Origin of the sequence: Algoriphagus sp., from assembly GCF_024305035.1 — a bacterium.
Classification (GTDB): domain Bacteria; phylum Bacteroidota; class Bacteroidia; order Cytophagales; family Cyclobacteriaceae; genus Algoriphagus.
Window position 1 is genome coordinate 1 of the sequence record NZ_JAMWZB010000005.1, and the last position, 21,529, is coordinate 21,529.

Annotated in this window: 16 protein-coding genes and 2 pseudogenes; 5 read left to right on the forward strand and 13 right to left on the reverse strand. The window is 41.7% G+C overall.

What is annotated here, in order from left to right:
- Positions 1–71: 71 nt before the first annotated feature.
- The 9 genes from Q0L00_RS03610 to Q0L00_RS03650 form a co-directional block, all read right to left on the reverse strand.
- Positions 72–1,358 (reverse strand): citrate synthase, encoded by a 1,287-nt coding sequence (locus Q0L00_RS03610; RefSeq protein ID WP_297335501.1) that lies wholly within the window; start codon positions 1,356–1,358, stop codon positions 72–74.
- Between the two features lie 243 nt (positions 1,359–1,601).
- Entirely contained in the window at positions 1,602–2,024 is a 423-nt protein-coding gene (locus Q0L00_RS03615; RefSeq protein WP_297335502.1) for a BrxA/BrxB family bacilliredoxin, read from the reverse strand.
- 20 nt (positions 2,025–2,044) lie between these two features.
- The gene (locus tag Q0L00_RS03620; protein WP_092794291.1) at positions 2,045–2,383 is read right to left on the reverse strand and encodes a DUF59 domain-containing protein; all 339 of its coding nucleotides are present in this window, start codon (positions 2,381–2,383) and stop codon (positions 2,045–2,047) included.
- A 2-nt stretch (positions 2,384–2,385) separates the two neighbouring features.
- Entirely contained in the window at positions 2,386–2,814 is a 429-nt protein-coding gene (locus tag Q0L00_RS03625) for a SufE family protein (protein ID WP_297335503.1), read from the reverse strand.
- Positions 2,811–4,034 carry a cysteine desulfurase gene (locus Q0L00_RS03630; RefSeq protein WP_297335504.1) on the reverse strand — a complete coding sequence of 408 codons (1,224 nt, stop codon included), beginning with the start codon at positions 4,032–4,034 and terminating at the stop codon, positions 2,811–2,813. Before Q0L00_RS03630 ends, Q0L00_RS03625 begins: the two co-directional genes overlap by 4 nt.
- Before the next feature lie 5 nt (positions 4,035–4,039).
- The gene (sufD, locus tag Q0L00_RS03635; protein WP_297335505.1) at positions 4,040–5,308 is read right to left on the reverse strand and encodes a Fe-S cluster assembly protein SufD; all 1,269 of its coding nucleotides are present in this window, start codon (positions 5,306–5,308) and stop codon (positions 4,040–4,042) included.
- A gap of 18 nt (positions 5,309–5,326) precedes the next feature.
- On the reverse strand, positions 5,327–6,091 hold the full coding sequence (gene sufC / locus Q0L00_RS03640; protein ID WP_297335506.1) for a Fe-S cluster assembly ATPase SufC: 765 nt from the start codon (positions 6,089–6,091) through the stop codon (positions 5,327–5,329).
- Between the two features lie 46 nt (positions 6,092–6,137).
- Positions 6,138–7,583 carry a Fe-S cluster assembly protein SufB gene (sufB, locus tag Q0L00_RS03645; RefSeq protein WP_297335507.1) on the reverse strand — a complete coding sequence of 482 codons (1,446 nt, stop codon included), beginning with the start codon at positions 7,581–7,583 and terminating at the stop codon, positions 6,138–6,140.
- A 233-nt stretch (positions 7,584–7,816) separates the two neighbouring features.
- Positions 7,817–8,293, reverse strand: coding sequence for an Lrp/AsnC ligand binding domain-containing protein (locus Q0L00_RS03650; protein WP_092794311.1), 477 nt, complete (start codon positions 8,291–8,293; stop codon positions 7,817–7,819).
- Positions 8,294–8,831: 538 nt separating this feature from the next.
- Between Q0L00_RS03650 and Q0L00_RS03655 the strand changes: the two genes are divergently transcribed.
- The 3 genes from Q0L00_RS03655 (at position 8,832) to Q0L00_RS03665 (ending at position 14,075) form a co-directional block, all read left to right on the forward strand.
- Entirely contained in the window at positions 8,832–9,242 is a 411-nt protein-coding gene (locus tag Q0L00_RS03655; protein WP_297335508.1) for a hypothetical protein, read from the forward strand.
- Between the two features lie 89 nt (positions 9,243–9,331).
- Positions 9,332–11,251 (forward strand): M14 family metallopeptidase, encoded by a 1,920-nt coding sequence (locus tag Q0L00_RS03660; RefSeq protein ID WP_297335509.1) that lies wholly within the window; start codon positions 9,332–9,334, stop codon positions 11,249–11,251.
- A gap of 10 nt (positions 11,252–11,261) precedes the next feature.
- Positions 11,262–14,075, forward strand: a complete 2,814-nt coding sequence (locus Q0L00_RS03665; RefSeq protein WP_297335510.1) for a prolyl oligopeptidase family serine peptidase — start codon at positions 11,262–11,264, stop codon at positions 14,073–14,075.
- Positions 14,076–14,176: 101 nt separating this feature from the next.
- On the opposite strand, the gene Q0L00_RS03670 is transcribed toward Q0L00_RS03665, so the two are convergent.
- Complete coding sequence (locus Q0L00_RS03670; RefSeq protein WP_297335639.1) at positions 14,177–14,908, reverse strand: DUF1080 domain-containing protein; 732 nt, start codon at positions 14,906–14,908, stop codon at positions 14,177–14,179.
- Between the two features lie 195 nt (positions 14,909–15,103).
- Between Q0L00_RS03670 and Q0L00_RS03675 the strand changes: the two are divergent.
- Both Q0L00_RS03675 and Q0L00_RS03680 read left to right on the forward strand, forming a co-directional pair.
- Positions 15,104–15,439, forward strand: a pseudogene (locus tag Q0L00_RS03675) (neutral zinc metallopeptidase); the annotation flags it as partial.
- Positions 15,440–15,900: 461 nt separating this feature from the next.
- Positions 15,901–16,347: pseudogene (locus tag Q0L00_RS03680) on the forward strand (neutral zinc metallopeptidase).
- 40 nt (positions 16,348–16,387) lie between these two features.
- On the opposite strand, the gene Q0L00_RS03685 reads toward Q0L00_RS03680, so the two are convergent.
- From Q0L00_RS03685 to feoB, 3 genes are all read right to left on the reverse strand, one after another.
- A complete protein-coding gene (locus Q0L00_RS03685; protein WP_297335511.1) occupies positions 16,388–17,308 on the reverse strand; it encodes a universal stress protein in 921 nt (306 codons plus the stop codon).
- Between the two features lie 442 nt (positions 17,309–17,750).
- Complete coding sequence (locus tag Q0L00_RS03690; protein ID WP_297335512.1) at positions 17,751–19,226, reverse strand: polysaccharide biosynthesis C-terminal domain-containing protein; 1,476 nt, start codon at positions 19,224–19,226, stop codon at positions 17,751–17,753.
- Between the two features lie 167 nt (positions 19,227–19,393).
- Positions 19,394–21,529, reverse strand: a complete 2,136-nt coding sequence (gene feoB, locus Q0L00_RS03695) for a ferrous iron transport protein B (protein ID WP_297335513.1) — start codon at positions 21,527–21,529, stop codon at positions 19,394–19,396.

Genomic DNA, 21,529 nt, shown 5'->3' on the forward strand with positions numbered 1-21,529 from the left:
GTACGGTGGTGTGAGAGGACAGGTAGGGAAATAATCCCTACCTTCCTACTCGATTTATCTCAAATTAAGATTTATCGCTTGTTCATGGATACGTAGTCTCGCTCATTGGCACCTACATACACTTGGCGTGGTCGACCAATCGGTTCCCCATTTTCCCTCATTTCTTTCCACTGGGCGATCCAGCCCGGCAGACGTCCTAAGGCAAACATCACCGTAAACATATCGGTTGGAATTCCCAAGGCTCGATAAATAATACCGGAATAGAAATCCACATTGGGGTAAAGCTTACGATCCACAAAATACTGATCATTCAAGGCTGCGTATTCCAGTTCTTTGGCAATTTCCAAGACAGGATCTTTGACACCGAGTTTTTCCAACACGTCATCAGCTGCTTTTTTGATAATTTTAGCTCTAGGGTCAAAGTTCTTGTAAACCCGGTGTCCAAAACCCATTAAGCGGAAAGGATCATTTTTGTCTTTGGCTTTGTCCAGGTATTTTTTAGCATCTCCACCATCTGCTTTGATTGCTTCCAGCATTTCAATGACCGACTGGTTTGCTCCTCCATGAAGTGGTCCCCAAAGGGCGTTGATTCCTGCTGAAATGGATGCATAAATCGAAGCTTGAGAGGATCCAACGATCCTTACTGTTGAGGTGGAACAGTTTTGCTCATGATCGGCGTGAAGGATCAGTAACGAATCCAAAGCCTTTGCAACTACTGGATCTACATCATATCGCTCAGCGGGCAAAGCAAACATCATTTTGAGGAAATTGGAGCAATAATCCAGCGTATTGTCTGGATAATTTACCGGATGCCCCATTTCATTTTTGTAAGCCCAAGCGGCAAAAGTCGGCATTTTGGCGATCAATCGAATGATGCTCAAATTAATCTCTTCTTCGCTTCTATTGGGATTGAGTGATTCCGGATAAAATGCCGATAAAGAGCAAATTAAAGAAGAAAGCACGCCCATTGGGTGGGCATTGGATGGAAAACCATCAAGTATTTTTTTAATGTCTTCATGAACCAGGGTGTGGTGGGTCACTTCACTTGTAAATGCCTCATATTGCGCTTGAGTTGGAAGCTCTCCGTAAATTAATAGATAGGCTACCTCCAAAAACGTGGACTTCTCGGCGAGATCTTCGATTCGATATCCCCGGTATCGAAGGATTCCTTCTTCGCCATCCAGAAAAGTAATCCCACTTGTAGTTGATCCCGTATTTTTATAACCAGGATCGATAGTAATTAATCCAGTAGCGCTTCTGAGTTTGGCTATATCAATTGCTGCTTCTTGCTCGGTTCCCGTAATTACCGGAAACTCAAAATCTTGTCCATTGTAGGACAACTTGACGGATTCAGACATATAGTTATTTTTTGTATTGCTTGGTAAAAAACCTTAAAAGATGGCCTTAAGTTAATAAAAACCCTGCTTTTTTATTGATTTTTTGTACAATGGGTGATATAATATTTCAAATAGAGAAGAATAAGATTTGATCTTTTTCTCTTTGGTAATCGTAGTCTATTTTAAATTAAAGTGGGACTAAAGAGAAATTTTGTCAACTCATTCACTAGCACAATTTTATAAAAAAAGCCCCGAAGGGCTAATTTAGTCACAGAAATGCTCAAATACCTCTACTAGATGTTCACCGATCATTTTCGCATTTCTTCCTTCAATATGGTGACGCTCAATAAAGTGTACCAATTCTCCATCCTTAAATAAGGCCATGGCCGGGGAGGAGGGAGGATAAGGAAGTACAATCTCTCGGATCTTGGCTACCGCTTCACGGTCATTTCCTGCAAAAACGGTAGCAAGGGTAGTTGGTTTTTTACTTGCATTTTCCAAAGCAAACCGTACTCCCGGCCTAGCTGCTCCGGCAGCGCATCCGCAGACCGAGTTAACCACCACAAAGGTTGTTCCCTTGTGATCTGGACCTAAGTGTTCGCTTACTTGCTCGGCTGTCCTAAATTCTTGAAAGCCTACATCTGAAAGTTCTGCTCGCATGGGAGCAATCAGTTCTTCGGGATACATATCTATGGTAATTTTTAAATTTATAAGAAACCTAATTCAAGTTTTGCAGCTTCGGACATCATGTCCTGTGAATAAGGCGGATCAAAAGTGACTTCTACTTCCACATTATTGATTCCCTGAACCTGCTGGATTTTATCTCGGACTTCAGTGGGGATATATTCTGCTGACGGACAGTTGGGGGAGGTCAACGTCATCAGGACAAAGACATTATTGACCGGATAAACGGTGATTTCATAGATCAAGCCCAACTCGTAAACGTCCACCGGAATCTCCGGATCATAGACTTGCTTGATGGCTTGAACCACCTTTTCTTTTAAATTGGCAATTTGACCTGTTGAGGTACTGTTTTCAGTTTCCATGATCAGGTGTTAAGTTTGGTTTGAAAGGCGATGGCATAAAGTTTCATTTGCTTGATCATCGAGGCCAGCCCATTGGAACGCTGACTGCCGATGATGTTACCCATTCCTATTCTATCGATAAAGTTCAATTCTGCATGAATGATTTCTTCAGGAGTCCGAAGATTCAACACCCGAATCAATAAAGAAATCAATCCTTTGGTGATGTCGGTATTGGAATCGGCCAGGTAGTGGACTTTACCGTCACTTTCCTCAGCGGTAAGCCAAACTTTCGATTGACACCCTTTGATGATGTTTTCATCTTTTCGCTGGCTTTCGGGGAATTCTTTCAAATTTTCTCCCAATTCCATGATGTAAAAGATCGTCGATTCACGATCTTCTCCGAGGATTTCAAATTCACTAACTATTTCTTCCTGAACTTCTTCTATGCTCATTTATTTTTGATTTTGGCGATCCTGGCGACGGCTTCAGCCCATGTTTCGATTTCCGTTTTGGAATTATAAACAGAAAAAGAGGCTCTCACAGTTCCTTCGATACCGAATCTTTGCATCAAAGGTTGGGTGCAATGATGTCCAGTCCTGACGGCAATGCCACGTGCGTCTAGCATTTGACCTATGTCAAACGGATGCATGCCTTTAATGATAAAAGAAAAGACACTTACCTTTTCTTTAGCCGTACCGATGGGCTCAACCCCTTTAATCGGGAGTAATAAGTCATTGGCATAGGAAAGAAGTTCGTCTTCGTGGGCTTTAATTGATTTTTTTCCTAATCCTGTAATGAAGTCCAAGGCAGGTTTGAAGGCAATTACATCAGCAATATTGGGAGTTCCTGCTTCAAATTTGAAAGGAATGTCATTGAAGGTAGTTTTTTCAAAACTCACCTCTTTAATCATTTCTCCTCCTCCGAGAAAAGGAGGCATGGCTTCAAGAAGTTCTCTTTTACCATATAAGATCCCCAATCCGGTAGGACCATATAATTTATGGGCTGAAAAAGCCAGGAAATCACAATCCAGATCTACTACGTTGATTTCCAAGTGAGAAGTGGATTGAGCACCGTCTAACAGAACCTTTGCCCCATAACGATGAGCCGCTTCGATGATGGATTTGACCGGATTGATCGTGCCCAGCGCATTGGAAGCATGAACTACACTGACTAATTTGGTTTTGGTAGAAAGTAGGCGCTCAAATTCTTCAAAAATGATTTCTCCGGAATCCGTTATCGGTATGATTTTTAGGATAGCCCCTTTTTCCTCGCAGAGCATTTGCCAGGGGACGATATTGGAATGGTGCTCCATGGTGGAAATGATGATTTCATCTCCTTGTTCAATAAACTTTCTGCCAAATGATTGCGCCACCAGGTTGATGCTTTCGGTGGTGCCCTTGGTGAATATGATTTCAGCTGACTCTTGTGCTCCGATAAAATTTTGGACCGTCTCTCTTACCTGTTCATACTCACGAGTGGCTCGATCGGCTAGGGTATGAGCTCCCCGATGAATATTGGAATTATCCAGTTCATAATAAGAGCGGAGTTTATCCAATACCGCCTTAGGTTTTTGGGTGGTTGCGGCGTTGTCAAAATAAATCAAGGGCTTGCCGTGTACTTCTTGGTGAAGTACAGGAAACAAGCCCCTGATCTGATCTATGGTTAAGTTCATGGGTTTCAGAATTTACTTCCCAGGCGATCGCTTACCAGCGAAATACAATAATCTCTAAAGCTTTCCTCTTCAATGTGTTCCAAAACTTCTCCGGCAAAAGCATAAAGTAATAACCCTTTTGCCTGTGTTTTGTCAATTCCTCTTGCCCGTAAATAAAATAAGGCTTCTTCATCCAACTGTCCGGTAGTACATCCATGCGAGCATTTCACGTCGTCCGCCCAAATCTCCAACTGAGGTTTGGTGTTGACCACCGCATCTTCTGAAAGTAAAATGTTATTGTTTTGCTGGAAGGCATTTGTTTTTTGAGCATCCTGACGGACAAAAATTTTCCCATTGAAAACTCCCCGCGATTGATCTGCCAAAATTCCTTTGTAGAGTTCATTGGATTCGGCATGCGGAATCGTATGATCTACATTGGTATGATTGTCCACGTGAGTTTTTCCATTGAGTAGATACAAGCCGTACATATTGCCCTCTGAATTGCTACCGATCAAGTTGAGGTTAAGGTTATTTCTTACCATATCTCCGGATAGGGAAACATTCACAGAGGTAAATCGACTGTGTTCTCTAATATCCGTTTCAAGCGTGGATACTTCAATCGCGTGGGCTCCTTCATTTTGAATGCGGTAATACCCAAGTTGGGAATTAACTCCACCTTTGATTTCTACCACTTTATTGATGAAATAGGGAGAATCGTCCATGCTAACGGAATGATCGATGAAACTAGCTTCTGCAAAATCTCCCGCCTCAATCCATACTCGGGGTTGAATAACCTGCCCTTCATTGGATTTATTAAAAGAAAGAAGTAAAACAGGTTTTTCGATTTTCACTTTCTTGGCCACAGAAATAAAGACGCCATCTGGGAAGCCAGCCTGATTGAGTCCTACGAAAGGATCTTTTTCAGCTTTGGCAATACTTCCTAAGGGTAAATCTTGCTGATCCGAGATTTTGGATATACTCAAATTCTCATCATAATTGGAGAGCTCTAAATTTAGTCTTCCATTGGTAAAGACTAAAACTGACCCATCAAATCCCGGGAAAATGGATTGATTCACCTGGTCGCGATCCAAATCAAAAACATGGGCATTCCTAATGTCGGAAATTGTCTGTTCGATCTTCTTTCTGATCAGGGTGAATTTATATTCCTCAGCTTTCAGTGCGGGCAACCCCTGGGTAAGGTATTGGTCTTTTCCCTGAAGTCTTTGCTCAAGAAAATTGGAGGGCGCTGATTCTAATATCGGAGTAAACGTATCTTGGGTAGTCAAGGTACTCATGCTTATTTTTTAAGTGGTTCAGACGATGGCTTTGGACTCAACTTCTTCTTTGATCCAGTCATAGCCTTTTTCTTCGAGCTCCAGGGCCAAATCTTTGGTTCCTGATTTGACAATCTGACCTTTGTAAAGAACATGAACATAATCCGGTACAATGTAATCCAAAAGCCGCTGATAGTGAGTCACCACAATGGTTGCATTTTCAGCAGATTTAAGCTGATTAACTCCATTTGATACCACTTTCAATGCATCGATGTCTAAACCAGAGTCGGTTTCGTCCAGAATGGAGAGTTTGGGCTCAAGCATCGCCATTTGGAAAATCTCGTTACGCTTCTTCTCTCCTCCTGAAAATCCTTCATTCAAGGCTCTGCTTAACAGTTTCTGATCTATTTCGACAAGTTTCATTTTTTCTTTCATCAAGGAAAGAAACTTGACCGCATCCAACGCTTCTAAACCCCGATGTTCGCGAACTTGATTTACAGCGGTTCTTAAGAAATTGGTGGAAGAAACGCCAGGGATCTCCACAGGATATTGAAAAGCCAAAAAGACACCTTCTCGGGCTCTTTCTTCAGGTGCCATTTCCAAAAGGTCTTTTCCTTGGAAGAGCACCGCTCCCTCAGTGACTTCGTATTCTTCTCGTCCAGCTAAAACAGAAGCTAAGGTAGATTTACCTGAACCATTTGGGCCCATGATTGCGTGAACTTCTCCGGCTTTAATTTCCAGATTAATCCCTCTTAATATAGGGGTACCCTCTATAGAGGCATGAAGATTTTTTATTGATAGCATGATTCTAATTTTACAAATTTAATAGTGCATTTCTCCGGGTCGAGATTTATCCCACAGAACCTTCTAAGGTCAAGGCAAGGAGTTTCTGGGCTTCTACTGCAAATTCCATTGGCAATTGGTTTAAGACCTCTTTGGCGTAACCGTTGACAATCAAAGCTACTGCGTCTTCAGTGGCGATTCCCCGCTGATTGCAATAGAAAATCTGATCTTCCCCGATTTTTGAGGTGGTTGCCTCATGTTCCACCTTTGCGGTTGGATTATGGATGTCGATGTAGGGGAAGGTATGAGCGCCACAACGATCTCCCATCAATAAGGAGTCACACTGAGAAAAATTCCTGGCATTGGTTGCTCGCTTCATCACCTGAACCTGACCCCTGTAGGAGTTTTGAGATTTTCCCGCAGAAATACCTTTCGAGACAATCCGTGATTTGGTGTTTTTACCAATATGAATCATTTTGGTTCCGGTATCGGCCTGCTGATAATTGTTGGTAACTGCTACGGAGTAAAATTCACCGATGGAATGGTCTCCCTTGAGAATGCAGGAAGGATATTTCCAGGTTACTGCTGATCCCGTTTCTACTTGCGTCCATGAGATTTTGGAGTGATCTCCCGCGCAAATTCCACGCTTAGTGACAAAATTGTAAATTCCCCCTTTTCCATTTTTATCTCCAGGGAACCAGTTTTGGACTGTGGAATACTTTACTTCCGCATGAGCTCCGGCATAAATTTCCACCACCGCGGCATGAAGTTGGTTTTCGTCTCGCTGCGGGGCAGTACAACCTTCAAGATAACTCACGTAGGATTCATCTTCGGCAACGATTAAAGTCCGTTCAAACTGACCCGTATTTGCCGCATTGATTCGGAAATACGTGGATAATTCCATTGGACATCGAACCCCTTTGGGAATGTAGCAGAAGGAACCGTCAGAAAATACTGCCGAATTCAAAGCGGCATAGTAATTATCTGTGATGGGCACCACAGAGCCCAAGTACTTTTTAACCAACTCAGGGTGTTCTTTGACCGCTTCGCTAAACGAACAAAATACGATTCCAAGCTTGCTAAGCGTCTCTTTAAATGTAGTCGCTACCGAAACCGAATCCAATACCGCATCCACAGCTATGCCTTGAAGCCTTTTTTGCTCATTTAACGAAATACCGAGTCGCTCATAAATTGCAAGCAACTCAGGATCCAATTCGTCTAAACTCTTTGGCTTGCTTTTTTGCTTCGGTGCTGAATAGTATTTTAAAGCTTGTAAGTCAATTTTGGGATACTGGACATTTGCCCACTCGGGCTCGGTCATCGACTGCCAAGTTTTGAAAGCTTTTAGCCGCCATTCGAGTAACCATTGGGGTTCCTCTTTTTTGACAGAAATCCAGCGTATAATATCTTCGTTTAATCCGACAGGGGCTTCATCGGCCTCGTAATTAACGGACCATCCGTGTTCGTATTCTTTGGAAGTAAACTCTTCTAAAATTTGGTTGTCTTTGCTCATGGGCTGAGTTATTTAGACTAATTACATTTTGCTTGCGAAGGTACAACATATAATCAAAATATTATGTTCGGAATGATCGGAAAAATCTATCAAAGATTCATTCCTTCAATAAAAAACGGTCCAAGCAGCTATTTTTTCGATAGTTTACCCGCTAATCAAAACGTATTGTTTTTGTTCAATTTAGTTGGGATTAAGCTAAATTTATTTATTTAGATTTAATCCAGATAGACTTTTTATTTCTTTTCCTTATCAAAAAATTGGATAGGACGGTTGATGCTTTCTTCCAGTACAATGAGCGTTTCGGTCCGATCTATACCATCCACTTTTTGGATTTTGTCCAATACTATTCTCAGGTGATTGGTATCTCTGCAGATTATTTTTGCAAAAATTGAATAATTACCCGTGGTGTAGTAGGCACTGACTACCTCTGGAATTTCCTTTAGTCGCTCGATTACATTATCGTAAAGGGAGCTTTTTTCGAGATATATTCCCAGAAATGCAGAAATGTCATAACCCAACTTTGAAAAATCGATATTTAACGTGGCGCTTTTGACCACCCCCATATCCTCGAGTTTTTTCATTCTGACATGTACCGTACCCGAGGAGACAAATACTTTTTTGGCTATTTCGGTGTAAGGAGTCTTTGCATCTTCATTGAGAAGAGAAATGATTTTTAGGTCTATGTTATCGATATCTAAAATTTTATCCATTTTTATGAGGTGGATTTAGCTGATTTATAATGAAGTGATCGGTAAATTAGAGATTGTTCAAAATATTGCAAAATTTTTTTTTCAATTTGTAATTTTTGACAAAATACATTTACTTTGAGGTCGGCTTCAAAAGCTATAAGAATATTTGGTGAAGATTTGATTTGAAAAAATTAAAAACCGATATTTCGATCTCAGCCAAATTTCAAGCCGGACAATAATTCGAAACTTTTAATCTCTAAAGTTATATTTGGGTTTATATTCTGAAAAGAGTCTCGCTTCTGGCGAGACTTTTTTGCTTTCCGATCGGTGCTGCCCTAGTTTTTTAAACCAATGATTCCCACTCCTCCTATGACTCCCATGGACTTTTCCTTTCAATCGGCAAAACGGGGTTTAAATTCCATGCTAAATAGGAAAAAAAGGACTTTTGACTAGGCCCTGGTACTGGAAATCCATCTGGGGAAAAGGATTTTAAAATTTAAACTGCAAAATATTTGCTTTGAAAATGTTTTTCATGCATTTTTGAATGTTCAATTAGGTGATGAAAAACTATTTTCTACATATCGCAGTTTTAGGGATGGCATTGATGGCTTATCCTGTTACTGGATTTGCTTCTTCTGTCGAAGAGGAGAAAGCATCTTTACGTGCTGTCTTAGAAGAAGAGAATTCAGAATCAGCGAGTTGGAAATTTGCAGACTTTACAGTCGAAATGATTGATAGCTATTCCCCTTTTATTTTTCGAACGAAAAAAAGTCAGCAACTCAATGAGGTAAAAGTAATCTTGGAAGTAAATTCCATGGGAGCAATTAGTGGATTTGAATTGCAGAATTCCGAGGATAAAGGCTTAAAAGAGCGGCTAGACTACGTGATTCGAAAGCTTCCCAAATGTGAACCCATTCCCGGAAAACAAAGGTATCAAGCTCAAACCTTTGAATTGATCATTCAAAAATAATAAGTCGGTTAAACCGACTTTTTTTTTGAGCGGTGTAGACGCACTCGAGTGCGGTTTTTATTTTTAGATTCTTAAAAACCACCGCTTCTATGAAAATCAAATTAGTTTCCATCGGACTTCTTTTCCTGCTTACCCTTTATGGTCATGCGCAGGTTAAGTCCTTTAAACCGGAGAAATTATTTCCTGAGCAAGACACTACGGCGAAATTTTATACCGTATCCGGTGAACGCCACGGCCCTTCCTTTTTTAAAAAACACAAATTTCCAGAGGTTGAGTACAGCCCTGGAGATCAACTTACTTTTGACAAGTATCATACCGTGGAGGTGATGTATTATTGGTACGAGCGATGGGCAGAAGAACATCCTGAAATTGTCGATCTTTACGTGGTCGGTCATTCACTGGAAGGGAGACCTGTCTACCAAATGACTTTGACCAATAAATCTACCGGTAAAGACACCGATAAGCCAGCTGCTTATTTTGAAGGGGGAAGACATTCTGGAGAAATTACCTCTAGTGAATCCATCTTGTGGATGACTCAGCATTTGATTGAACACTACGGCAAAGACGAAGAAATTACCCATTTGATTGATACAAAGGCACTTTACCTTCGCCCTCAAAATAATCCTGATGGGTCTAATCTTTACCTTTTTACCGAGCAAAGAAATCGGAGTTCTGTTAAACCCCACGACAATGATCGGGATGGCTTAGTAGATGAAGATCCTGAGGAAGATCTTGATGGAGATGGCATCATTTATCAAATTAGAAAAAAAGCCGTCACCGAGGAGGAAAAAAAGAAGGCAAATTATATTATTGATCCTGATCACCCTTCAGGAAAATTAATGAAACGAGTTTTTCCCGGAAAAGGGGAGTACCTGATTTATACTGAAGGTATCGATAATGACCAGGATGGCAGCTTCAATGAAGATGGGATTGGGGGATTGGATTTGCACAGAAATTATCCTGAAAACTGGCGTCCGGATATCGGGGGGGACTTAACCGGTAGAGGATATACCCAATATGGTGCAGGTGAATACCCTTTGAGTGAGCCTGAGACACGTTCAACCGTACTTTGGGTACTTTCGCATCCCAATATTTCAGTCGTCAATTCGATGGATACTCGAGTTCCAATGCACTTGAGGCCCCCTTCGACTTCCAAGAGTGAGGAGCGTATGTATCCTCAAGATTTGGAAATCTACCGTGAAATGGACGAGTTGGGCCTATCCTATACTGCCTATCCTTGGGCTGGGGATGTCTACGAAACCTACAGTACTCGATATAAAGTAAACTCCATGACAGGGGATCCGCTGAAACCTTCGCCTTTATTTGGGCATGGACCTGATTTCGGGTATTTTTACTATGGAAGTATTTGGTATGGGGATGAGTTATGGAATAACGGGGCGATGAAAGATTACAATGGCGATGGAATCTACAACGATTACGATGCACTTAGGTGGGATGAAGAGGAAAATGAAGGGAAAGGATTTAAATCGTGGACGCCATTTGATCATCCCCAATTGGGTGAAGTAGAGATAGGTGGATTTCATCCTAAGTTTTTTGGCCAAAACGGGCCTACCTGGCAACTTGAAAATTGGGCAAAAAAGCAAGCGCAATTTAATTTGGCCATGGCTATGCGACTCCCGGAGTTGAAAGTAAACGAACCTGTGGTTAAAAAAATCTCAGATAACAAATATGAAATTTCTATCTCTTGGGAAAATGTAGGAGGATTACCTGTGGCATTGGAGCAGGCAAAGTTGGTCAAAATCGTTCAGGAAGACCGGGTTTCGTTGGATTTCGAAAAGGAATTGCTCGAAGGCTACGAAAATGCCAAGGTCAAAATCACCACTCCCAAGCTTTACGATAAAACCATCTACGCCGGATATACTGGAAAGGCAGAAAAAAAATCGGCTACTTTCAGGGTTGAGGTCAATTCCAACGAAGAAATAAGCGGAAAAATCAAGCTTTCCTCCACGCGAGGAGGCTTATTTGTCAAAGAATTCAAATTAAACTAAACCTAACTATATGCTGAATTATACAAAACTGAAGGTATGGCTTTTAGCCTTATTGATTTATTCAGGGGCAGAGGCACAACAAAAGCGGTCCCTGACCCATGATGATTACGATGGCTGGGAGAGCCTTGGGGGAGAGAAAATCACCAAAAATGGAAAATGGGTAGGCTATTCGATTTCTCCACAAGATGGGGATGGCCTCTTGGAGCTTTTGCCCTTTAAAGATGTAACCAAAAAGACGGTAATCCAACGCGCATCAGGATGGGACTTCACACCTGATGATGCTTTTGTGGTGGGTAAAATCGTGCCTCAAAAAGATTCTGTTCGTCTGCTCAAATTGAAGAAAACAAAAAAAGATGACCTGCCGAAGGACAGTCTCTTTATTTATAATTTGAATGCTGGGGAATTAGAAAAAATAGCCAATGTGAAATCTTTTGCCATTCCGCAAGAAGAAGGCAGCTGGATTGCCATTCATTTTGAGAAAGAAAAACCGGCTAAAAAAGAGGAGGCAGATTCTACGGCAAAAGCAGAAAAGCCAATGAAAACGGATGGCACCAAACTACTGGTGAGGAGTCTAGACGGTGAGACAAGCTATGAATTTGAACGGGTAAAAAGTTATGGTTTTTCTAAAGATGGGAAATTTCTCCAGTATGTTTTAGCTGAACAGGATACCTTAGATAATGCGGCTATTCACCTTTTGGATCTGTCCACAGGGGAGAGCCTAGCTGTCCATGAGGGGAATACAGAATACTCCAAGGTGACTTTTTCACCCAAGTCATCCTATTTAACCTTTATTTCTACCAATGATTCATCCAAATCGGAGAAGCCGTATTATCAGCTTTACTTGACCCCAACCGAAGAGTTGGCTTTGGAAGAACTGGTCAATCAAAACTCAACGGGTTTGTTGGAAAATAGTCGCCTGAGTGAGCATGCTTCGATTCGTTTTTCAGAAGATGAAAAGCGGTTGTTTTTCGGAGTAGCGGACGATTACGTTGATTTTGCTTATGAATCGGATACTACAATCCTGGAGGAAGAGCGGGTGAGTTTGGACATTTGGGGCTGGCAAGATGCCGAAATCCAACCCATGCAGCTACGGAATAAGTCTCGAGAGGAGCGAAGGTCATACACTGCCACGCTGGATTTGGCAACTCAAAAAATTACCCAGCTGGAGACTAGAGAAATCAATAACCTAATTCTCGAAAATAAAATAGAAAAGGATTTTGCCTTGGTTTGGACTGATTCTCCTTATCGAAGAAATTATTCATGGGACATTCAGATTGGACGGGATGTCTACATCATTGATTTTACTACCGGAGAAAGGACATTAGTGGAGAAAGAACTGCCCGGTTACCCGAGTCTTTCCCCTGAAGGAAAATACATTACCTGGTATGCCAATACCGATTCCACTTGGATCGCTTACGATATTGCTCAGAAAAATAAAATAAACCTTACCCAAGCACTGGAGGTGGATTTCTACGAGGAATTGCATGATTCTCCTTCCCTTCCTGGAAGCTATGGTTCGGCGGGTTGGCTGGAAGATGATCAAGCGATATTGATTAACGATCGCTATGATATTTGGAAAATTGATCCAAAAAATCCTAGCCAGGCTGTCAATATTACACAAGGGCAAGGCAGAGCTAATTCGATTGAGTTTAGGAGATTAAGTTTGGATAGGGAAGAGCGTTCCATCGATCCGAAAGCTCCACTTTATCTGACGGCGTTCAATGAGGTCAACAAGCAGTCCGGTCTTTATCAGTCCAGCCTGACTACCCAAAATCCACCCAAACAGATTTTGATGACTGATCACAGGTATTTTGGTTTTAATAAAGCAAAGGATTCAGAAGAGATCACGGTAAGAAGAAGTACCTATCAGGAAAACCCGGATTTGTATTTAGGCGATTTGACTCTGAAAAATTTGAGAAAAGCATCCAATCTAAATCCGCAGCAAGCCAATGTAAAATGGGGATCTGTGGAATTGGTTAGCTACTTGGCCAATGATGGAGTACCGCTGCAAGGCTTGTTGTTTAAGCCTGATGATTTTGATCCGAATAAAAAATACCCCATGATGGTGTATTTCTATGAGCGGAACAGTAATGGCCTCCACAATTACCGAGCTCCGGCTCCTTCAGCATCTACGATCAATATTCCGTATTTTGTCAGCAACGATTACTTGGTTTTTGTACCAGATATCAAGTATGACCTGGGGCTTCCAGGTCCAAGTGCCTACAATTGCATTATTCCCGGTGTACAATCCATCGTTGCTAGAGGATTTGTGGACGTGGATAATATGGCGATTCAAGGCCAAAGCTGGGGAGGGTACCAAGTGGCCTACCTGATTACCCAAACTGATATGTTTAAGGCTGCTGGCGCAGGTGCTCCGGTAGTCAACATGACTTCTGCCTATGGTGGGATTCGATGGGGCACGGGGATGAGCCGCATGTTTCAATACGAGCAAACACAATCCCGAATCGGAGGAACACTATGGGAGAAACCTCTGTATTACATCGAAAACTCCCCTTTATTCTTTATGGATCGCGTGAATACCCCGGTGTTAATTATGCACAATGATGAAGACGGTGCTGTGCCATGGTATCAAGGAATCGAAATGTTTATGGCCCTAAAAAGATTAAATCAACCCGCTTGGTTGCTTCAATACAATGGAGAAGATCATAATCTTCGTCAACGAAAAAACAGAAAAGACCTTTCTGTACGACTGAGTCAGTTCTTTGATCATTACCTCAAAGGGGCTCCTGCACCACTTTGGATGACCGAAGGGCTTCCAGCAGTGGAAAAGGGAAGAACTTTAAAATATGAATTGGAAGATTGATTTCAAACCCAGTAGGACTAAACTCAAGAAAACCCGGCTCATGGAGTCGGGTTTTCTGTTTGACTAGTCAACTGACTTTTTCCTTTTGAGGATTTTGGAAATTAAAAATCCGTGCTTTTGCCATCCAGGTCCATTTCCTTAATCCAAATATTCCGATAGAGTACATCATGCCCTTCAGCTTGTAGTTTCAATCCCCCGGGTCTATCGGTAATTCCCTTTCCACCATCATTTCCCCCATCCAATCCGGAGTTAGGTCCACCCCAAACTTGTTGAATGCTGACATCTTCGTGGATTTTTTTGCCGTTGAAATAAACGGTCACCCGGGCTTTTTCTTTCAGTTCGCCATCTTCAAATCGAGCGGCTTTAAAAAGGATGTCATAGGCATTCCATTTTCCCAGTCCGTTGTAAGCGTTCACTGTTGGCAAATGCTCATTGATTACCGCTGCCAGTCCATGAAGTCCATAGTCTCCATCTAATATTTGGATTTCGTAGCGGTTTTGAAGGTAAACACCGCTGTTTCCTCCTTCGTTTTTGATCAGAAATTCGACATGTGCCCGAAAATCCCGGTATTTCTTTTTGGTGACAATATCGGCTGCACCATATTTTCCTCCTGAACCGGCGGGGTCATTACTGCTAATGGCTTTCCCTCCGGTGACTGGATCTTTGACTTCTGGCCATTTGATTGGGTCTTCAGCAGAAAAACGAGGGCCTTTCCAATAGTCCCAATTTTTCAATAGCATCTCCTTACTGCCATCTAACATGAGCTCTGAGCCTGCAATAGGGGCTACGCCTACGCCGGTTTGAGCATAAGTAAAAGAAATCATGCTGAACATGAAAGTGGACAACACTAGGGTTTTTAGGTTGAATTTGGGATTCATAGTAGAATTTAATTAGGGTTGATTCAAATCTTAAAACTCAATTTGGTTAATTTTAATCAAGCAAAAAAAGGATTTTATCTGAATGCGATTTTTATAAGGTCAGGATACATTATCGACAGGTAAGTTTTGAAGTGGTAAGGGAGAAGAAAAAGTACTCATATGGAGGACCGACGTGGCCGTTCCGGTTCGGGTGGAGGGGGAATCAACCCCCTTCTTTTAGGTTTTTTGATCAAGCTTCTTTTCTCCAAAGGCGGTTTGGTAATCCTAGGAATAGTGATCCTATTTTCAGTAGTCAAAGGCACAAATCCTTTGGATTTTATTGGTGGGTTTTTGGGTGGCGGTGGGCAGGGAGTAAACACCGAGTCTCCTTATCAGCCCAGTTCGGAAGTAGATGAGCTGGCCGAATTCACTTCAGTTTTTCTGACCGATACCGAAGGGGGATGGAATCAGCTGTTGGAGGATTATCGAGAACCTACTTTGGTCTGATTTACAAATTCGGTTTCTTCTGCCTGTGGCTAAGCCACTTCGGCTACCGGACCTTTTTATTTTCCTGCAGATGAAATCGAGCATGATGTACCCGTCACACACCGGGATGATTAGAATTGCGAGATTCCATATGACCGCTGAAGAACCAATTATAAACAGATGAAATACCCATGTCGAATAGTCGACACGCAGGAGAATGATTATCCAGGGTTTTCCATCTGACCGTTCAAAAACAAATTATAATCAGATGAAATCGAGCAAGACTAAAGCGACACACAGAGGGATGATTATAATCAATGCGAAGATTCCATATGACCGCTAAAAAAAAATTATAAACAGATGAAAAGTTTTACATCGATTTGAGTTTTTTTGAAGATATGGCCCAAATGCTCCATGCTCCCTAGGATTTTGCTCAAGCTTATGTGATCGCTCACGACGTGGGTCATCCTATTCAAAATCTAATGGGGATCACAGGCCGAGTTCAAAGTCTCCGCAGTCTAATCAGCCAAACCGAATACAAGCATTATTCGGTTTGGCTAGAATTCCAAGCGGATTTTCTAGCAAGTGTTTGGGCCCATCATAGCTAAAAAATCAGTGAAATGATGGAGCCTGGAGATTTCCAGGAAGCACGAAATGCAACCCATGCGATTGGGGATGACCGATTACAAATGCGTTTAGGGGGAGAGGTGATTCCGGGTTCTTTCATCCATGGTACATCCCAACAACGAATGAGTTGGTTCACTAGGGGGCTGAGTCCGGAGACCTTCGAGAAGGTGATGCATTTAAATCAGAGGATTTGTAACCAAAGCAGATTGACTTCAACCTGGGTTGGTTTTCCAGTTAGTATCCGGGGTAAAACGCTGTTTTTAAGTGCGGACTTTTCTTTTCCCCTGACTGGTACTGGCTAAATTTTTCTATTGCTGTTCACCCCCTGCAGTTCCCTTTTCTTTAAATTTCTAAAATGTAGTCCAAAATTCCCGCATTTTTTCCTTTTGGCCGAGTGACCAAAAGCGGAAGACTATCATTGTATTGAATTAAGCGTTCGGCCATACTTCCTATAAAAAGCGCTGTGGCTGCAGTTCTGCCTTTTGCTCCAATGATAATGCCATCTGCATTAATTTCTTTAGCCTTGGAAACTATTTCCTCCACTGGATCATCGTCATCGTCCTTGGTGTAAACCGGAGTGATGGAAATTCCTTTGGTGTCAATTTTACGGATAAACTTTTTATAGTTGATCTCGGCGTGCATCTCCATGATTTGGGTGAATTCCTCGAAGGTTTTACCTGTAAAATGATAACCGGAGGGTACCGAATACACATTTTGGCAAACAATTTCCACATTCCCATGCTTTTCGGCAATCATAACAGCTTCCTCAAGTGCATCTTTGGAATAATCTGAAAAATCGGAGGGAACTAGTATTTTATTCACTTTTGGTGTGGAATTTTCAGGAACGATCAAAAGGGAGCAGCTCGCTCTCCTTGCCAATCGAAGTGACGCAACACCCGTGCCGGGCAAGCTGACTTTTCTTCCGATAATGATCATGTCTGCAGATTTTTCCTCTGCAAGCTTTAATACTTTTTTGGATAAAGAGCCTTCTTTGACGATGTAATTTAACGAGATATCCTTTTTACCCTGGAAGTTTTCTTTTACAGCCAGCTCCATAGCCTGCTGTCGTTCATTGACCATGTTTTCCACCAGATTGGGAAATTCGGACAGCACCTCCTTAGGCACGGAAAGGTTTTTGATCACATTGACGAAATAGATTTTTTTGGTCTGATTGACATTTGCGATAAATGCCGCATATTGGATCAGTGTCTTGTCCAATGCGGTTTGGTCGAGGCAGACGATGAGCTTTTTGATCAAATACATTGTTTACTGGGTTTTGCGATGCAAATTTAAAGTTAAAAATAGAGATTGGAATAATTTATCTTTGAAATATAATTCTGCTAGTCGGATAAATTTGATTTTAATTAGGATTTATATTTTGTATTAATTTTATTTTTAGAATTTTATTTCATATTGTAGATCCTTTAGGTTTGGTTTGAATAGGTTTTGTATTTGGTAATTTTTTATCTTGAATCAATAAGCAGGGATAAGTCTTAACTGTGCGGATTTTATCTCGTATATTTGACAAGAGCTCGGATCGCTGACATGTTCAAACTTCACAATTAACAAAATACCGAGTGAAGCCCTCTCCAAAAACAGGCCTCACCCCGAATTTTCGGGGCCTCGTCCGCAAGGACAGGATAACAGTGGAAGTTTGCGGTTTCAAGGCAGCTCAAATCTTGTCTATAAGGAGGTTTGTAACACTCTAAGATCCGGGCTTTTTTATCTTTTTTCTGACCCAATCCAATTCTTCTTGGCCATAAATTTTCAGTAAAATTGCCAATCGGTAAACTCCCAATATCAAGGTTGTTTTAATTCCTATAGCTAGCAACGGATTTTCCATCGCTGGTAAATTGGCTGTTATAATTAGACTAAATCCTCCGATCAAAAGGATTTTTAAGGTGGTTTGATCAAAGGGTACAAAACCCAATTTTTGCTTCAAATAAAAATACTTCCAAAGATTAAATACCAGCATGACTAAAGCTGAAGCCATGGCCGCTCCCACAATTCCAAAACTCGGGATCAGCAGATAGTTCAACACAATGATTGAAAAACTCATCAAAATCGTGGCAGTTAAATTAAACCTGTAATACGCTGAAAAAACCAAAATCTCTGAATTGACTGAAAAGGCTACGTCGAAGAGTTTTCCCAAGCCGATTAAAAAAACTACCCATTTCCCCGTTTCGTAGATTTCCCGATTGGGAATAAAATGATAAATCGAATCGATATTAGCCCAAAGTCCTACAAATAACAAGAGGCAGATATAAAGCTGCCTACGGCTTACCTGTTTATAAATCTGGTTAATTTCAGCAAATTCATCCCGCGAAAAATGATCGGCAATTACCGGCATCACGACTTGGGATATAGCCCTACGAGGCATTTCGATGACCAAGGCCATACTGAATGCGATGGTATAAATGGCATTGGCTTCTAGACTGATCATTGAACTGACCATCACGCTGTCGATTTTCATAATGAGGGTAGAGGCAGCAGTGGCCAAAAAAGTAATCAGACTAAATCGAAGAAAAGATCGTCTGAAATTCGGAGGGAAATTATTCCATCGGATATCCAGTTTAAGGACGTTTAACCATCCTAAATATCCCAGCATTCCCACTAGTGGAATTCCATAAATAGCAACCAACCCTAGCATGAGTTGATCAAAGCTGATCCACTCCATTAGAAAACAACTAACCCAAAGTCCTATCAAAAGCCGGATAAATACCTCTCTGAAAAATGTAGGAATGGCTACTTTGAGAAAAGAACGACTGTAAGCATCCAGAATCGAATTCATCAGTGCCATGAATGTAATCAGTAATACGATCCCTAGGTAGGGTAAGATATCGGGGGAATTGACCGCAAATAAGGAGATGATCGACTGTTGGAAAAACCAAAAAAGTAAACTCACAACAAGGAATCCAGCCAAAGCCAAAAGTAAACTGAAACTCAGAAATGCAGATTGACCCTGTTCTAATTTCGGGAAAAACCGGGTAATTCCATGACCTAAACCGAGCTGTGCAAAAGGAACAAAAAGCAAAGCCATATCTTGAATGGTTCGAAAGGTCCCCAGCTGGGCCGCTTCCAAGGCATAGGGGTAAAGCCAAAGAACATTGAAGTAGCCAATTACTACACCCAGGTAAGAAAAAATAGTGGTTTGAATACTTTGGTTGGCGACTTTGCCCATGAGTTGAAATTATCAAAAAATTAGGAATCTTTTCCTTTCTTTTCAAAAATCAAGGTTTGGCGCATTTATCGCAGCCGGCGGCGGTTTTGGATTTGAAGAGGTATTTTCGGCCCAGAAAAATCAAGGCTGACAATACTAGTATTCCCAGGATGATTTCTTGCCACATATTAAGATAAGATTTGATAGGTGATCAATGCAGATACATAAGCTAAAATGGTCATGTATACCGTTTGTATTAACGGCCATTTCCAACCTTTGGTTTCCCGATAGACTACAGCCACTGTACTCATACATTGCATGGCAAAGGCATAAAAGACCATCAGTGAAAATGCGGTGGGAAGGTTAAAGGTCTTTTCTCCGGTGTTGGGATTGATTTGGGAATTGAGCTTTTCTCTAATCGTCAAGTCATCCTCTGGATCTCCGCCGATGCTGTAGATTGTGGCAATCGTCGACACAAAAACCTCTCTTGCCGCAAATGAAGTGATCAATGCGATTCCGATTTTCCAATCGTAGCCCAAAGGTCTTATCACGGGTTCAATGGCATGGCCCATGATTCCAATAAAGGAGGATTCAAGTAATTTTGAAGAGGTGGCTACTTCGATCATTTCTCGTTCTTCGGGCGTTTGGGCTAATTCCAGTTGACGATCTCGATCTGCTCGGATCGTTTCCATTTTGGACGGTGGGCCATAGCTCGCCAACACCCATAAAATCACTGAAATGGCTAAAATAACCTTTCCCGCTTCGGTGACAAAAGTGTAAGATTTACTATACATGGTCATCAAGACATCCTTCCACCTTGGAGTCCTGTAGCTGGGAAGCTCCACCATCAGGTAGCTTTTCTCGGAGGTTTTTAATATACTCTTAAGCCCAAATGAGGTGAAAAGAACTCCGACCACTCCCAAAACATACAATCCCAAAAGCGATAAGGCTTGTAAATTGACAAATCCAAAAACCACTTCATTGGGCACCACCAAACCGATAAGAATAATGTAAACAGGTAATCGGGCCGAGCAACTCATTAAAGGAGTCACCATGATGGTAATGATTTTTTCTTTCCAATTTCCAATATTCCGCGCCGCCATGACCCCTGGAATTGCACAAGCTACTCCAGAAACCAAGGGAACTATACTTTTTCCATGCAATCCGAAAGGCTTCATCCATCGATCCATCATAAAAACGACTCGAGACATGTAACCGGTATCTTCTAAAATCGCCAAAAAACCAAAAAGCATGGCGATCTGTGGGATAAAGATGACCACGCCTCCTATTCCTGGAATAATCCCTTCAGAAATAAGGCTAGACAGCACACCTTCAGGTAAGTTGCTGCTTGCCCAACTGGCCAATTGGGCAAAAAAACCATCAATCATATCCATGGGCACGGAGGCCCATGCAAAAATTGCCTGGAATATCAACAGCAAAATAGCCCCAAAGATCAGGTAGCCAAAAACGGGATGGAGAAAAGCTTTATCCAGGGTGTTTGTGGCCGGAGGGATAGCTTCTTTTTTGACAACCACCTTTTCGATTATCTCGGTAATTTTTCGGTAACGAAGCTTGGTTTCTTCGAGTTGAGCAGCTTCAAGATTCACCGAGATAGAAGCTAGTTTGTCTGCAATCCAAGCCCGTTTTTCTGGTGAAAGGGCCCGGTCTTTCAGCCCAAATCGAAGTAATTGATAAGCCTGGTAATCCGTGTCCAGTTCAAATTTTTCCTTCACATCCACCAATAGAGCGGGATCCAAATATTCGCTGACCTTCAAAAACTCTGCTGGTTTGGTAAAATTACGCTGATGAATCAGGTTTCGTATTTCGTCCAATCCCTTTGATGCTCTGGCATTTGTATTTAGGATGGGGACTCCCAAAGCTTTGAATAATTCAAACCCTTTGATTTCGATTTTCTTTTTTTCGGCCAGATCAGACATATTCAAAACCAAGGCCAGATTTAGACCCAGGTCGATCAATTGGGAAGCTAAAAATAAACCGCGAGAAAGCTGAAGTGAATCGATGATCATCAACACAAACTCCGGTTTTTCGATTTCACTTTGCTGGTTGAGAACCCGGTGGGCAATAATTTCATCCTCCGAATTGGGATAAAGCGAGTAAGTGCCAGGCAGGTCAATGAGTTGGTAACTGCTTCCCTCATGGTTCATGACCCCCGTTTTTTTATCCACAGTAACACCGGGATAGTTCCCGATTTTTTGATTCAGGCCGGTCAGCTGATTGAAAATAGTGGACTTGCCTACATTCGGATTTCCGATGATGGCGATTTTTGGGGTATTAACAGCAGTAGATTGAGTTGAGTCGGACAT